Origin of the sequence: Mahella australiensis 50-1 BON (assembly GCF_000213255.1) — a bacterium.
Classification (GTDB): Bacteria; Bacillota; Clostridia; order Mahellales; family Mahellaceae; genus Mahella; species Mahella australiensis.
Genome location: NC_015520.1, coordinates 814,382 through 828,465, shown reverse-complemented (window position 1 = coordinate 828,465; position 14,084 = coordinate 814,382). Strand labels below are relative to the sequence as shown.

Annotated in this window: 18 protein-coding genes; 1 reads left to right on the top strand and 17 read right to left on the bottom strand. The window is 40.1% G+C overall.

Translation table 11 applies throughout. From position 1 onward, the window contains the following. Positions 1–24: 24 nt before the first annotated feature. The 12 genes from nusB to spoIIIAA all read right to left on the bottom strand — a co-directional run bounded on the left by nusB (position 25) and on the right by spoIIIAA (position 7,022). Complete coding sequence (gene nusB, locus MAHAU_RS03870) at positions 25–429, bottom strand: transcription antitermination factor NusB (protein WP_013780413.1); 405 nt, start codon at positions 427–429, stop codon at positions 25–27. Between the two features lie 57 nt (positions 430–486). Beyond that, a complete protein-coding gene (locus tag MAHAU_RS03865) occupies positions 487–705 on the bottom strand; it encodes a DUF2273 domain-containing protein (protein ID WP_013780412.1) in 219 nt (72 codons plus the stop codon). Between the two features lie 5 nt (positions 706–710). Continuing rightward, on the bottom strand, positions 711–1,256 hold the full coding sequence (gene amaP, locus MAHAU_RS03860; RefSeq protein WP_013780411.1) for an alkaline shock response membrane anchor protein AmaP: 546 nt from the start codon (positions 1,254–1,256) through the stop codon (positions 711–713). 60 nt (positions 1,257–1,316) lie between these two features. Continuing rightward, complete coding sequence (locus MAHAU_RS03855) at positions 1,317–1,730, bottom strand: Asp23/Gls24 family envelope stress response protein (protein ID WP_013780410.1); 414 nt, start codon at positions 1,728–1,730, stop codon at positions 1,317–1,319. Positions 1,731–1,798: 68 nt separating this feature from the next. After that, on the bottom strand, positions 1,799–2,428 hold the full coding sequence (locus MAHAU_RS14905; protein WP_013780409.1) for a SpoIIIAH-like family protein: 630 nt from the start codon (positions 2,426–2,428) through the stop codon (positions 1,799–1,801). 16 nt (positions 2,429–2,444) lie between these two features. Then, a complete protein-coding gene (locus MAHAU_RS03845) occupies positions 2,445–3,044 on the bottom strand; it encodes a stage III sporulation protein AG (protein WP_013780408.1) in 600 nt (199 codons plus the stop codon). Positions 3,045–3,062: 18 nt separating this feature from the next. After that, entirely contained in the window at positions 3,063–3,674 is a 612-nt protein-coding gene (spoIIIAF, locus tag MAHAU_RS03840; protein ID WP_013780407.1) for a stage III sporulation protein AF, read from the bottom strand. Between the two features lie 13 nt (positions 3,675–3,687). Next, the gene (gene spoIIIAE, locus MAHAU_RS03835) at positions 3,688–4,863 is read right to left on the bottom strand and encodes a stage III sporulation protein AE (protein ID WP_171804960.1); all 1,176 of its coding nucleotides are present in this window, start codon (positions 4,861–4,863) and stop codon (positions 3,688–3,690) included. 17 nt (positions 4,864–4,880) lie between these two features. Further along, positions 4,881–5,267: a stage III sporulation protein AD gene (gene spoIIIAD, locus MAHAU_RS03830; RefSeq protein WP_013780405.1), complete on the bottom strand. Its 387-nt coding sequence runs from the start codon at positions 5,265–5,267 to the stop codon at positions 4,881–4,883. A 15-nt stretch (positions 5,268–5,282) separates the two neighbouring features. Next, positions 5,283–5,486: a stage III sporulation protein AC gene (gene spoIIIAC, locus MAHAU_RS03825; protein ID WP_013780404.1), complete on the bottom strand. Its 204-nt coding sequence runs from the start codon at positions 5,484–5,486 to the stop codon at positions 5,283–5,285. Between the two features lie 11 nt (positions 5,487–5,497). Beyond that, positions 5,498–6,019, bottom strand: coding sequence for a stage III sporulation protein SpoIIIAB (gene spoIIIAB / locus MAHAU_RS03820; RefSeq protein ID WP_013780403.1), 522 nt, complete (start codon positions 6,017–6,019; stop codon positions 5,498–5,500). 4 nt (positions 6,020–6,023) lie between these two features. Further along, on the bottom strand, positions 6,024–7,022 hold the full coding sequence (spoIIIAA, locus tag MAHAU_RS03815; RefSeq protein WP_013780402.1) for a stage III sporulation protein AA: 999 nt from the start codon (positions 7,020–7,022) through the stop codon (positions 6,024–6,026). A 156-nt stretch (positions 7,023–7,178) separates the two neighbouring features. Here spoIIIAA and MAHAU_RS03810 point away from each other — a divergent pair, with 156 nt between their 5' ends. Continuing rightward, positions 7,179–7,469 carry a hypothetical protein gene (locus MAHAU_RS03810; RefSeq protein ID WP_013780401.1) on the top strand — a complete coding sequence of 97 codons (291 nt, stop codon included), beginning with the start codon at positions 7,179–7,181 and terminating at the stop codon, positions 7,467–7,469. An 82-nt stretch (positions 7,470–7,551) separates the two neighbouring features. Here MAHAU_RS03810 and MAHAU_RS03805 read toward each other — a convergent pair whose 3' ends face one another. The 5 genes from MAHAU_RS03805 to MAHAU_RS03785 form a co-directional block, all read right to left on the bottom strand. Then, on the bottom strand, positions 7,552–8,448 hold the full coding sequence (locus MAHAU_RS03805; RefSeq protein WP_013780400.1) for a carbohydrate ABC transporter permease: 897 nt from the start codon (positions 8,446–8,448) through the stop codon (positions 7,552–7,554). A 61-nt stretch (positions 8,449–8,509) separates the two neighbouring features. Beyond that, a complete protein-coding gene (locus tag MAHAU_RS03800; protein ID WP_171804959.1) occupies positions 8,510–10,210 on the bottom strand; it encodes a discoidin domain-containing protein in 1,701 nt (566 codons plus the stop codon). A gap of 22 nt (positions 10,211–10,232) precedes the next feature. Continuing rightward, positions 10,233–11,141, bottom strand: coding sequence for a carbohydrate ABC transporter permease (locus tag MAHAU_RS03795; RefSeq protein ID WP_013780398.1), 909 nt, complete (start codon positions 11,139–11,141; stop codon positions 10,233–10,235). Between the two features lie 111 nt (positions 11,142–11,252). Continuing rightward, on the bottom strand, positions 11,253–12,593 hold the full coding sequence (locus MAHAU_RS03790) for an ABC transporter substrate-binding protein (RefSeq protein ID WP_013780397.1): 1,341 nt from the start codon (positions 12,591–12,593) through the stop codon (positions 11,253–11,255). A gap of 141 nt (positions 12,594–12,734) precedes the next feature. Beyond that, positions 12,735–13,955: a uroporphyrinogen decarboxylase family protein gene (locus tag MAHAU_RS03785; protein WP_013780396.1), complete on the bottom strand. Its 1,221-nt coding sequence runs from the start codon at positions 13,953–13,955 to the stop codon at positions 12,735–12,737. Positions 13,956–14,084: the final 129 nt, after the last annotated feature.

Here is a 14,084-nt window from a genome sequence, read left to right as displayed (position 1 = left end):
ATTAATTGAAAAATAATATGGCTTTCATGCTTTAGTGAGCTGTTTCATCAAGCCAGCCAGCACGCCGTTGATAAAAGTAGGCGACATATCATCCCCATAACGCTTGGCCAATTCCACCGCCTCGTCTATAGAGACCCTATGTGGTACTGACGGCATATATAACATCTCGGCCGCTGCTATCCTCAATATAGCCAGATCCATTTTTGCAAGGTATTCGATCTTTCTGCCGCAGCTCTGTTCTATACCCCTATCTATGTCATCCCTATGTTCAAGAGCAAGTTTTACGATTTCATCGATATATTTAGCATCAGCTTCATTTAACGCATGCGTGTTAAAAAAGCGTTCCAATATATCATCAGAGTCGCCGTCTTGCATATCTATCTCATACATTAAACAAACCGCATCCTGTCTGGCCTGCCTTCTGCTCATATTATTTTCCCTTCTTATGCTATAGTTTATCTATCGATGAGCACACTGTAAATGAACTTATCGCATACCCCTAGGTAATATCTTGTCCAAAAATTCTAAGAAGCTTTCTCCCTTATCGAATTTGTTGCCTATATAATACCCCACTCCAATACACAGCAATATAAACAGGGTCCTCCATAAGCCTATTATAAGAACAAGCAGGCTGAATATAAACCCTATCGTTGCACCAACCGCTTTACCCCTATATTTGTCGAAAATATATACCAACAATTTCATAATGATCACTCCGTCTTGTAACGCGTTGTCGGCGATATGCTGTCCACCCTAACCGTTATAGCTTTTATTTTTATCCCGCCATATTTCTCCACATATTCTTTGACTTGATTTTGAAGATTATCGGTCAACTCCGGAATATTTACATCCTGCTCCACTTGTACGCTCAACATTATCCGGGTACCCTCAGGATCAACGGACACCGAACTCTTTATATCCTTAATACCCTCGATCATCCTGGCAGAACGCTGGACCATACTATCTATAGCATTTACGGACAGCATGACGCTGCCGGTGCCGTCCGATTTAAGCATTGCTCCACGCGGTGAGCTGCGGCGCGAGCCTGACAGCAACAACTCCAGACTTATAACCAGGAACAGCAACCCTACTATCAAAACCGCTATGGCCACTTGCATATTATCGTACACGCTCCGTATGTACATATAAACCGTATCTGCCGGTATCCAACGCAACGCAACCGCTATGGCTATAACAGAGATGATGATTACCAATATAGTATATATAGCTAAAAGTATTCTATCTAAAATACGCATTTTCATACCTCCTTAGTTAGAATAACCCTCTGATAAATCAGAGGGTTATAGTTATGGTTATTATTCTTCAGCTTCTTCAGAAGAACCCGTTTCCTCTGGTTTGGGGAAATTAACGCCTTGCACATGCACATTTACAGCCGTTACCTTCAATCCTGTCATATACTCTACAGCACTTTTGACGTTCTCTTGGATCTTCCATGCCACATCCGGTATTCTTGCCCCATAATCGACAATTATAGCTATATCTATGCTAGTTTCTTTATCACCGACCTGAACCTTCACGCCTTTAGCAGGATTCTTTCTGCCAAGTATGCCCGCTATATCGCTGGCTAAACCTCCGCTCATATCGGTAACCTTCTCCACCTTGGCAGCGGCCACGCCAGCTATAGCAGCAACTACTTCGTCTGCAATACGAATATTGCCTGCTGTCTGGACATCATTACCTTGCATCTTCTCATTATCTACATCAGCCATATCGATCCCTCCAATCGCTTTTGTCTATATTGTACCAGATAATTCGGCGCTTTACAACCTCATTAAAATTATTTTCGCTCTATAATTTTAATTTTTTCAGCAGGCTGATTTGTCCTTTGCATGACTACATCCTGTATCTTAGCAACATCAGCAGGTGTTAACTTACTGGGTGCCGATACTATAATATTGGTGGAATCTTCATGAACAAAAGCTAAAGCATCTTTAAATCCCTTGGCTTTTAGCAAGTTTTCTATAGCCATTTCCGTTTCATTGGTTTTTATAAGCTCAGACAGCGTCTGTTCGGCCTCAGCCTTCGATTCCTTATCCATATCGGCATTGGTGAGTATCTCTTTTAGCGTATCTATCTCCTGACTCCTTACCTTCTCTCGTTCTAATCGGTACTCGATAAAGAATGTGGCCGCCGAGGTGCTCGAAGTCATAGCTTGTTGCTCCAGCGACGAAGCAGATGTCGGCACGTCTTCAACCTCTATATCGTTGCTTTTTGGAGATGTAGATGGCGGTTGAATATCCTTGTCTGTATCAGCAGGTTTTGCATCGTCCGCTTTATCGCTGCCATTCGTCTGCACCACACCCCTATTATTCAATTGCTGGTCATAATAATAATTCAGATAACCGGTTAGGAATAGCAAAGCCACCAGCGACACTATAACAATAGTCCTTCTCCTCAATATTACCATTAAAACTCACTCCAATTCAATCTTTATTCTGTTTTTTCATAGCAAATACTGTTACTTTATGTGCAGGTACGTCCAACACGGTTTGTACCGCATGGGATACATCAGCTTGCACAGCCACATCCTCAGCACCTTCTGCCACTACTATAACCCCCCGTATCTTTGGAGCCAATTCTTTTATAATCATCGGTTGGCTGGCCCCTTGTTGATTTAATATTACGTGTTTGGAATCATCGGTTTCTTCTATAATAGTACGATCACCCCCTTGATTATCTTTCTCCTCAGTCGTTTTTGTACTGCGCTGCACATCCGTCGCCGGTACTTTCTCGCCCTCTGACTCAAAGGTTATCATGACCGATACCGATCCCACCCCGTCAACCTTGGACAATATATCGGCCAGCTTTGTCTCTAGAGCTTCGCCATCATCAGGACTTATCGTTGCCGACGGCATATCATTTTCGGTATCATTAGGCAAACCAGCATCAGCAGGTGGCTTTGAGAATTCCGACACGGCTAAACTTATCACAACGGCCATAATCAATACAGTCAACCATATTTCTATATTCTTTATATTCTTTATGCGACTATAGTATTCTTTAGCTTTAGAAAAAATGTCCATAATACCGTTTCCTCGTTTCTAAGGCAAATCACTGATAGCTGATACAGCGATGTCATCCGGCGAAATCTGATAGTAGGTTGCAAGAGTCGTTTTTATGTTCTGAGCATATGGCAGTGAAACGACTTGCACCGTTTCTTCACGTTTACCGGATATATCTATATTCACCGGCTCTACAGGTTCAATGCCGCCTTTCTTTTGCTTTACATATATATGCATAGATTGGATACTGCCAAATGTTTCGCTATCTTCATCCTCATCTATCGCTATATCTACCCTTGCTGCTTCTCCATATCCTAAAGCATCGACCTGCTGCTTTATGCCCTGTTGCAAGCGTTTTTTATAAAGCTCTACGGCCGACTTTGACTGCTGCTCCTTTACTAGCTGTTGAGATTGTTTTAAATCGGCACGCTGCATATCGAAACTCATATTGTTTATGTTGTTTACCAGCTCATCGCCATGTCCTAAAAGCTTTATAATCGGCGATAGTATGGTCAGCATTATTACAATGCCTATAATGAACTGTATATATTTCCGGACTTGGCTGTCCGGTAATACTATTTCCATGAAGGTAGTTATGAGCACTATAGAAACTATAGCGCTTATCCATGATTTCAACCACTGAATAACCACTACTTATACCCTCCTATAGTATAGCCTGTGGGCTGTTTATACCTATAAGCATTGCTATAGCTATAAAAAATATCACTGCCACCGAAAATACCAGCGTAAACAACATTATCAGTATATCGCCTATGCTATTGAGGCATTGACATATGCGCGGTTGCGCGATAGGCTCAATAAGAGCGGCCGCAAATTTATAAACAAGTGCTACGGCTGCGATCTTTATAGCTGGAAACAAGCATATGGATGCAAGGATAATAAGCCCTATCACACCTATGGCACTTTTAATCAATGCGCTATAGCTGACCACGGTAGCCATTGAATCTGAAAGAGCTCGGCCTACTACCGGTACAAAATTGTCTACGGCAAATTTGGCCGTCCTAAAGGAGACGCTGTCAAAACTGCCCGCCGTTATGCCTTGAATTATGACGACAGCTGAAAATATAATAAAAGTCAGTTTAAGCGCCCATGAGCATATATTCTTCAATAAATCCGCCAATTTGCCCAGCGGGGCCTTGTCCGATATATGGTTTACCAGAGTGAGTATAGCTGATAAAAACAGCAGCGGTAGCACCACATCCTTTACAAAAGTACCCACCATACCCACCAGCAACGCCATCAACGGCTGAAACATGACTGAGCTGCTCACGGCTCCTGATGCCATTAGTAATGTATACATAGTCGGCGCAAATACCTGCATAAACAAAACCATATTGGACAAGGCCTCTTGCCCATAACTCATCATTTGATTGAAGCTTTGTATAACCACCATTATTATCAATATATAACAGGCATAAAAGGCCATTTCACCAGCCGATTTGCTATCAAAAGAGCTCTGAAGCTGATTGAGTATACCGGCTGCTATAGCGATGATCAGCACATTAGATATAAGTCCTATATTCTGCCACACTTCCTTAAATAAACCGCTAACAAGGTTTTTTATGATCTGCCATACATCGAACGGTATACGCCCTCTCAGCATGTCCTTCAGCAATGCGCCGATATCTGGATAATCTTCGCTCACAAAATTCTCATAAAATTTGGCTATTTCCGAAATGTCCAAATTGTCGAGTTGCTGTTGTATTAAATCATCATCTGGCATTGCTCCTTCCTCATCAGGAGCAGCATAGGCAACAGGAATCAACATATACGATACGATTATTATGCTTATATACATTATGAGCATCAATCTACTCATATCAAGATACCCTTTCATCACTGCATCACGCTGCTTATCAGATCAAATACCGCTAATACAATTGGTAAAGCAAGGATCATTATAAGCACCTTGCCGGCCAGTTCTATCTTGGATGCGATGGACCCCTCGCCGGCATCCTTGCATATTTGCGAGCCGAATTCGGTTATATACGCTATGCCGATGATCTTCAGCACCGTAGTAAAGTATATATTATTCAACTGAGCTTTCCGCATGATCTCATTCAAAGCCTGTATGGCTACAGACAGCTTTCCGGCTATCATAAAGAAAATTACCAAACCCGCGGCAATGCTTATTATTAGAGCCATCTCCGGGCGCTGCTGGCGCAAAGTAATAGCCAATATAGCTGCTACCAACCCTATCGACACTATTTGAACGATATCCATAAGCCCTATTCACCGCTAATACAACTGAAATATGGATTTGATGGTTTGAAAAAGCTGGTTTATCAAATCTATAACCATAAGTAAAACTATTACAAGCCCCGCTAACGTGGTCATCATGGCTATCTCTTCTCTGCCCGATTGTACCAATACCCGATTCAATATTGCTACCAGAATACCTATGGTGGCTATCTTAAATATGAGATCTATATTTACGCTCATTTTTTCCTCCGTTATAATATCAATATAGCTATACCCAATCCACCCAATATACCAAGATTATTGTATAGTTTTTGGTTTTTCGCTTTTTCAGCTTCGGCATATTTTTCCTGCTGCCTGAGCTGATTCAATATGAGCTCGAAATATTTAATCTGATTATCCGCATCGGAAGAACCCAGTGTCTTGCCCAAATTAAGCAATATGCCTATATCATCGCTGGTCAACGCCATGGACTTGGCATAATGTTTCAGAGCCGTTTCCCATACGTGGTCTATAGTATAACCCTTGCGGTCGGCCAACATAGAGGCGGTATCCTCCATTATGCACTGTATTTCACCTTTCATAGATAACGCTACACTCTTAAAAGCCTCCGGCAAAGGTGAATATCTATATATTACCTCGGTTTCTAGCATTTGAAGAGCGGTTTGCAGCCGCCTCAATTGCGTCACACGAATAGCATATTTCATAGAGTATATATTGCCTATCATAGCTGACGCTATCACTATGACAGCTGATAGTATAAGCTTGAGCATCATATTATCACCTCATTGGTTTCGTCAGCAATGCGTTGCTATTATATCCGTCGTATATACTTTCGACGGTGCCTGTACCCAGGCTCCTTCCCAATATAACATAGCGTTGAAATATCCTCTTATCCATCAATTGCTTGAGTATGGGGCGGTTGGATATGTCGCTTATATCTTTGCCGTGAGCTGAAGCCACTACGATGATACCGGAGTTCAAGGCCTCCTCTATAGCATACACGTCCTCCTGACGGCCGATCTCATCGGTCACTATCACATCCGGTGACATGGCCCTTATGGCCATCATTATGCCTGCGGCTTTTGGACAAGCGTCCAAAACATCAGTCCTTATGCCCACGTCGTTTTGTGCTATGCCCATATAACTGCCGGCCAGTTCAGAACGTTCATCCACTATTACCACCTTCCTGGGGATACAAGCGCTGCATCCATCGCTTAATTGTCTGGCTATATCGCGCAACAATGTTGTCTTTCCGCACTGCGGCGGCGATACTACCAGCGTATGCAACGGCTTTGCATCGCTGTCTATAATAAACCGCATCACCCTGTCGGCTACACCTATTAATTCTCTACCAATCCTTACATTCAACCCAGATATGTATTTTATAGTTCTGATAGCCGAGCCTGCCATCACTGCCTTTCCAACCACACCCACTCTGTATCCTCCGGCCAGCGTGATATACCCGTTCCTCAGTTCTTCTTCTATAGCATACAGGGAATACTCCGACATGAATTGCAATGTCTTGTCTATATCCAATTTGTTCACCTTATAGGCCTGTTTTGGATCGCTACATATATGGCCGGCTTCGTCTAACATATAATCGCGATTTGCTGATATGAGCATTAGTGGTTTGTTGACGCGCATACGGATTTCTTCCATCTTATTGGATAATTCCGATGGAATTTTGTTCAACATAGCCCTTATATTCATGGGCATAAAATCCAAGAGCGATTCTTTCCATCCGTACCTTTTGTTTATCTCATTCTCTATAATCATAAGCATGTCCTCCTCTCGTTAATATAACTTATTAACGAGAGGGACAAATTATTACTCAAAGTTATATAAACATGAAAGTGAAAATACCGTTGTCCGTAAAATCAATATTATGATATACTATCAACAAACGATTTGTAAAGAAGGAGAAAATTGAAAATGAATACATTGCTCTATATAATCGGTGCAATAATTTTTATAATCAATCTTGTAACAGGATTTACAACAGGTTCATTTGGTGGATTTGTTATATCCGTTGCCAATGGTATTTTATTAGCCATAATACCATTCGCATTAGCGAAAATTCTCGATAAACAAGATACTATTATATATATGCTAGCAAGTGAAAAACACGAGAAATATCCTAAGGAAAAGAAGACATGTCCGAGATGTGGCTATGAGTATGACGTTGATTTCTCTTCTTGCCCGCATTGTGGATATCGAGACTGAACATATAAAAACGGCTTAAACACATACGTTTAAGCCGCTTACATAGTGTATGGCCAAGTAGTAGTTTAGACTTCTATATCATTTACGCTTTGATTCCCGTTAGAGTAATACCTTCTATAAAATACTTCTGACACAAGAAGAAAATTATTAGTGTAGGTAATGCCGCTACGATAGCTGCTGCCATCATCAAGTTCCATCGTGTACCATATTGCATCTGAAAAGATCTTAGACCAAGCGCTAGAGTAAACTTATCCGTATCATTAAGGTAAATCAACGGTCCTACAAAATCGTTCCACACGCCCATAAAAGTAAAAATAGCCACAGTAGCAAGAGCGGGCTTAGAAAGCGGCAAAATGATTTTCCAGTATATTCTAAATTCTGAGCAGCCATCTATTTTAGCTGAATCCGACAGTTCCATAGGAATAGTTCGGAAAAACTGCCTTAATAAAAATATATAAAATGCACTGCCGAAAAAGTAAGGTACTGTTAATGGGGCGTAAGTATTTATCCATCCAAGATTTTTATACATTACAAACACCGGAATCATAGTAACCTGCCCCGGCAACATCATTGTAGCTAATAGGATGATGAACCATATATCCCGCCCCGGCCATTTAAGTCGAGCAAAACTATATGCCACTAATGAAGATGATACAATAGCACCTGCCATTGCAACCACGGTAATAAAAACAGTATTCATAGTATATTTTAAAAACGGAATCGATTGTAAAGCCTCAGGATAATTTCCCCATTTTATCGGATTAGGTATCCATTGAGGAGGTATATCAAATAATCCCGCTTCCCCTTTCAATGATGTTGACAGCATCCACAAAAAAGGCGTAATAAATAATACACTACCTATTATAAGTAATAAATATATAAGTAGGTCCTTTATCAAAAGCTTAAACTGTTTATTCTGCTTGCTCTTAATCACAGATGATATGCCTTTTGCAGCGTTAACTTCTCCATAATTACTCATTTGAAATCCTCCAATAAATTAAACCATTTCCTCATTTTATCACCCTGTTTTAAGCTACTCGCTATTTAATGCTATATAAGCGTATCCATCTAGTCCTATAAATATATCCATTATTCATATGAGCTTCCATGCTTGTGCTATTTACATTATAGCTTACTAATAATTCTCCTTTTTGGGATAGATGGGGATGGGCTTTTGCATTATATACATATATGCTCTCGCCGCTATCCGGCTCAGGACAATAATATATAGGTACAGCCTTTTCAAACGGGCCTACCGGAGTCTGCCCTGCGCTATAAGCCACGGTTTGTCCTATTCCGTCTTTTTGACATACTAAAACAAATTTATTTTCAAACATCCCACCATATACAGGAGTCACGCTGAACTCACATGAAACACCATTAAACACAGCTTTACAATCAGCTATATTGTCAGACCACGACATACCATCCCAGAATCTCCATTTTTCAAAATTTTCTATATTTTCCGGAATGATTCTTGCAACCAATAGTTCCCTCCCAACTGGGTTGTTGCGCCAACCATAAATATATGCATATCCATCTGGATCTGGTGCTCCAGCTTCAGATGTATTAAGCATAATCGAACCGCCGAAGAATATCTCGCCCGATTCTTTAGTTGAAAAATGTAAAGGTGTTTGCATGTGCTTTTGCTTTTCAAATACAGGGCCATTAATACCTAACGGAATTGATACAAGGTCTACGGCATCCACAGCAAATTGAAAGCCTTCCGGGCCTGTTAAATCTTGCCTTGCTTTCAACGCAAATACATATAAGTTATTATCAATACACACTCCATCTTGGGGCCAATAATAATAACCATCATTTCCTTCAGGTATAAATACTGAATTAAGATTTGAACTGCCATTTTCCCCCCAAATAAAATTCATGTTACGCCTGTCTGGTCTATTTCCCCTTAATATGCCGATAGTATTATTAAGCATTATAGTATCATCTGATCTTCTAGCGGTCATATGATCAATTTCACCTATAAACGTATCTCCAAATAAGAATATTGTATTGCTTTGGGCACCACTTCCCGGTTTATCTATACCCGAACATGGTACTGAATAACTTGCATCAGCTCCTACCCAACCCGACTGTCGCTTAAATAAATTAGTCCATTCATCGGCAGTGTCTACTGCTATACCTTTACCCAAATGGAATTGTATCTCGCTCAAGCCAAATATGCATTCATTCCCATTTATGCCTCCCCAATTTCCGTCATTGGGACACGAATTAATGCATATTTTAATATATCGAGCGCTAACTCCATCAAAATCGATAGGAGTATTGTTGCCATCATTCAAATTGGTAGCTGCGCACTGATTAACTCCACCAGCTTTAGCTAATTGATATGGATAACCCGGCCCTTTAAGTTCGATCCAATTCAATTTATCGATAGAATGGAATATACGTATATTTTTTAAACCTTGGTTAGTGTACGATATGTTAGGAGTGGAGGGATCGTACCGATTATAATTCCATACATCCATCTCTCCTATAGGATATACCCTTTCAAAATCAAATTGAATCCATAACTCATCATCATCGCCCGGTTGTGCACACCACATGGTAGCACCTTTGGGATGGTTATCATGGACATCGAGCCCTTGGCTCGTTTTACTAATGCCAAAACCATTGCACAAATTTGCCGCTTTAAATCCAGAAAGTGTATGACTGGCAATAACTTTTGGTGTTATAACCTCTCCCGTTTTTATATCATTTTTCGTTTTTAAGTACATGTCAAACTTCCTTTCGCACAAATTATTGTTCTCCGTTTTCATAATAAACCCATTTGTTACTTGTTTTGAATACCAAAATCGTTAAAAGCAGAGTAATAATCAATAATATCCATGCCATCGCAGAAGCATATCCCATTTGGGTATCCTGAAAGGCCTTTCTGTAAAGATAAAGAGCATAAAAAAGCGTAGAATTTACCGGCCCTCCTGCGGTCATAATATATGCTTGTGTAAATACTTGAAATCCTCCTATTATACCGGTTATAAGGTTAAAGAATATAGTAGGAGACAACATGGGAAGTGTTATCTTCCAAAATTGCTTCCAACTATTAGCACCATCTATGGTGGCCGCTTCATATAAAGATATGGGAATATCTTGCAAACCAGCTAGGTAAATAATCATACTCCCACCTACACCCCATAAACTCATAATAATAAGAGCTGGCTTTGACCAGCTTTCATCCATCAACCATCCGGGGCCTTCTATCCCCAACTGAGCCAGGAATGTATTTACCAAGCCAAAATTCGGGTCAAAGATCCATTGCCATAATAAAGACACCGCAACCGCAGAAACAACATTCGGCAAATAGTATATCGTCCTGAATATCTTTATACCAGGCACTTTTTGATTCATCAACACCGCTATAAATATACCGAGTATTATGCTTATTGGAAGACTGAATACCACATAATACAATGTGTTATAAAGACTTATCGGAAACAATTTATCTTGAGTAAATAGTATCTTATAATTCAAAAACCCTATCCATTTCGGAGGCTGAAGCATATTATAAGATGTAAAACTTAAATAAAAAGAGTCTACTATAGGCCATGCCATAAAAATAAAGAAACCCAAAAGCCATGGTAACGCAAAAACATACCCGTTTACAGCTTCTTTTCGAGCTATACGATCTACTCTGCGTTTCTGTATCATACTAACCTCCCAACTTTCATTTTTGTTTAAATAATATAAAGAAAAGCTTCCATTATTATAAACTTGGCGGAGAATATGAATACCTCCACCAAGTTTATAAAAGCGGAGTTACTATTTTTGAGTTTGCTTATAATTCGCAATCTCGTTTTCTATCAGCTTTTGAGCATCGTCCAAAGCTTGTTTTGGTGTTTTTTTACCATTTGCCGCTGCGTCTATATCGCCGCCGATTGAATTAAACCAGGAAGGAGATGCTTCGATATATTCTCTAAATTTTGATACCTTCATTTGTTCAACAAATGAAGCCCATACTGGATCGCTCATAAGAGACGGATCCTCTGCAACCGTGCGATTGGCCACAAAATCACTCAATTTAGTTACAAGCTTCATCTGAGCCTCTTTATCGGTCATAAACTTTAAAAATTCCCACGCAGCATCCGCCTTAGCCTTATCTTTATTGTCCACAATCTCTAACGTAAAGCCATTAGACCAACTTGCTGGCTGTTTACGATAAGGTATAGGCGCAACACCGAACTCCATATCGGGAGCATATTGCTTAATTTGGCTATATAATGTATTATTATCTACTACCATGGCTATTTTGCCGGCTATAAATGGGCTATACCCCAAAGAACCAGTTTGCGAGTTAAAGGCTTGTATAGCTTTGACACCGTATTTATTCTGTATTTTTACCATCCATTCCAAGGTTTCTATATTTTCCTGCTTGTTTATAGTTGGGTTTCCCTGATCATCGAAAAAATCTCCTCCGTTAGTCCATGCCCATGTCCATAGATAAGCATTACCCATAAATGGAGAGAATCCTATACGATCCAGCATTTTATCGCCATTCCATTTAGTAAGCTTATCCGCGTATTGCTCCAGTTCATCCCAGTTCGCAGGCGGTTTTGCCGGATCTAATCCTACTTCCCTAAACGCGGCTTTATTATAATACAGTACTCTGACATCGGTATCTAACGGGAGAGCATACACACTGCCGTTATATTTTACCACGTCGATTAAATTGGGAAAGAAAATATTCATATCAAAATTATCCCGTGTAATATATTCGTCAAGTTTAAGTATTGCACCTGCTTTAGCTCTAGCCGGCACATTGTTTATATCGTTAAATGCTACATCCGGACCGCTTCCTCCCGCTATCGCCGTAGATATTTTTGTCCAATAATCCCAAAATGAAACTCCTAAATCCTTCACTGTTATCTCGGGATGCTGCTTTTGGAAATCAGAGATAAGTTCCGCAGATACTTCTTTACCGGTACCATCAGACCAAATGTGCCAAAAATCTATTGTTACCGGCTGTTTAACATTTTGGACTTCATCGCTTGTTCCCTCTGAAACAGTGCCGCCGCTGCTTTCATCGTTTCCTGAACATGCTGCCAGTATTGAAAATATCAATACCAGCATAACCAATACCGATAATTTTTTTATAACCTTCATAATTTTTAATATCCTCCTTCACTTAATTTGGCCCTAACATTTTATTTACCTAAACAACACTGTTATAAATCTTTAACAATTCATAGCATCACCTTCATTCATTTATAAGTGCTCATTAAAAAATATGAGTCATATGGGAAATTAAAGTTGTGGATATACTCTATGAGCTTTCGCTGTATCATAGATAGCCATTATCTTCTCCGGCGGTACGTTCGCTTGTATATTATGCACTTGCGTAAAGACATACCCTCCCCCCGGAGCAAATACATGAACAAGTTTCTCTACCTCTCTTTTGATTTGCTCAATAGTACCATTAGGCACAGTATACTGCATATTTGCTCCACCTCCCCAAAATGTCAAATCATTTCCGAATTCTTTTTTCAACAACACCGGATCCATTCCTTTTGCCGAAATTTGCACCGGGTTTATAATCTGAACGCCGGCATCTATAAGATCAGGTATAAGGTCGTATATAGCACCACATGAATGCAGAAACACCTTTATCTCAGGGTAATGATTTTGTACATATTGATACATTCGGCTATGATAAGGCTTAATTACTTCACGATACATCTTTGGTGATATCTGTGGAGCCTCTTGAGTACCTAAATCATCACCGAATTGTATAACCGTTAGATATCGACCCACAGCCTCTAAATATTTTTCTAAGTCTCTCATATATGATTGCGTTAATCTCTCAAGATAATAATGAACCAAATCAGGTTGTAACGCCATGGCCATATAAAATTTCTCAAATCCCCAATCCTGCTGTCCTGCTTCTAGAATATTACCCCCAAAACTACCCAATATGGCATAATCGGTTTGTTCGTACATACGCCGAGCATTTTCTTTTAAAAATTCCAACTCAATGTCACTTATCTCATTTATTGGAATAGAATCTATATCATCATACGTTTCAACCTCAGCGTAAGGATGATAGACCTGATCAAAATAGAAACCTCCTTCGGGCATCCGAGCTATCACCTGCCCATCGCGTACTATAGAAAGATTACCTTCCTCATCCTGCACAGGATCAAATTCAGCCGGCACTACGCACGGTGAACCATCTGGCAGTATCCATGGCTTCCACGAGGATATATCTATACCCCATGCCGGCTCATAACGGTGAAGCTGTATAACATCTCCTCCCATTATGTTAAGTACCTCTAGTTCCGGCTCAGCAAGCATCTGAAATATATCATAAACCTTAGTCTGACCACCGTGCACACCCAAATATTCTTTAAGCTTATTATAGGCCATGGCGCTGATCCCAGTAGATCTCATACCCCCAAAATCAATGGGCACCATATCTGGCTCCCTGTGATTTAATGTTTCTATAACTCTTTCCCTCGATGTCAACACTATCTCCTCCGTTTATTAATTCATCGAATCAATATATTTACTTACTAAGTTGACTAAAAAACTGCTAATTATCCATAAATTCTCCTTAGCAGCATATTCTTTTTGCAATGCTTTAATTAATCTTATATA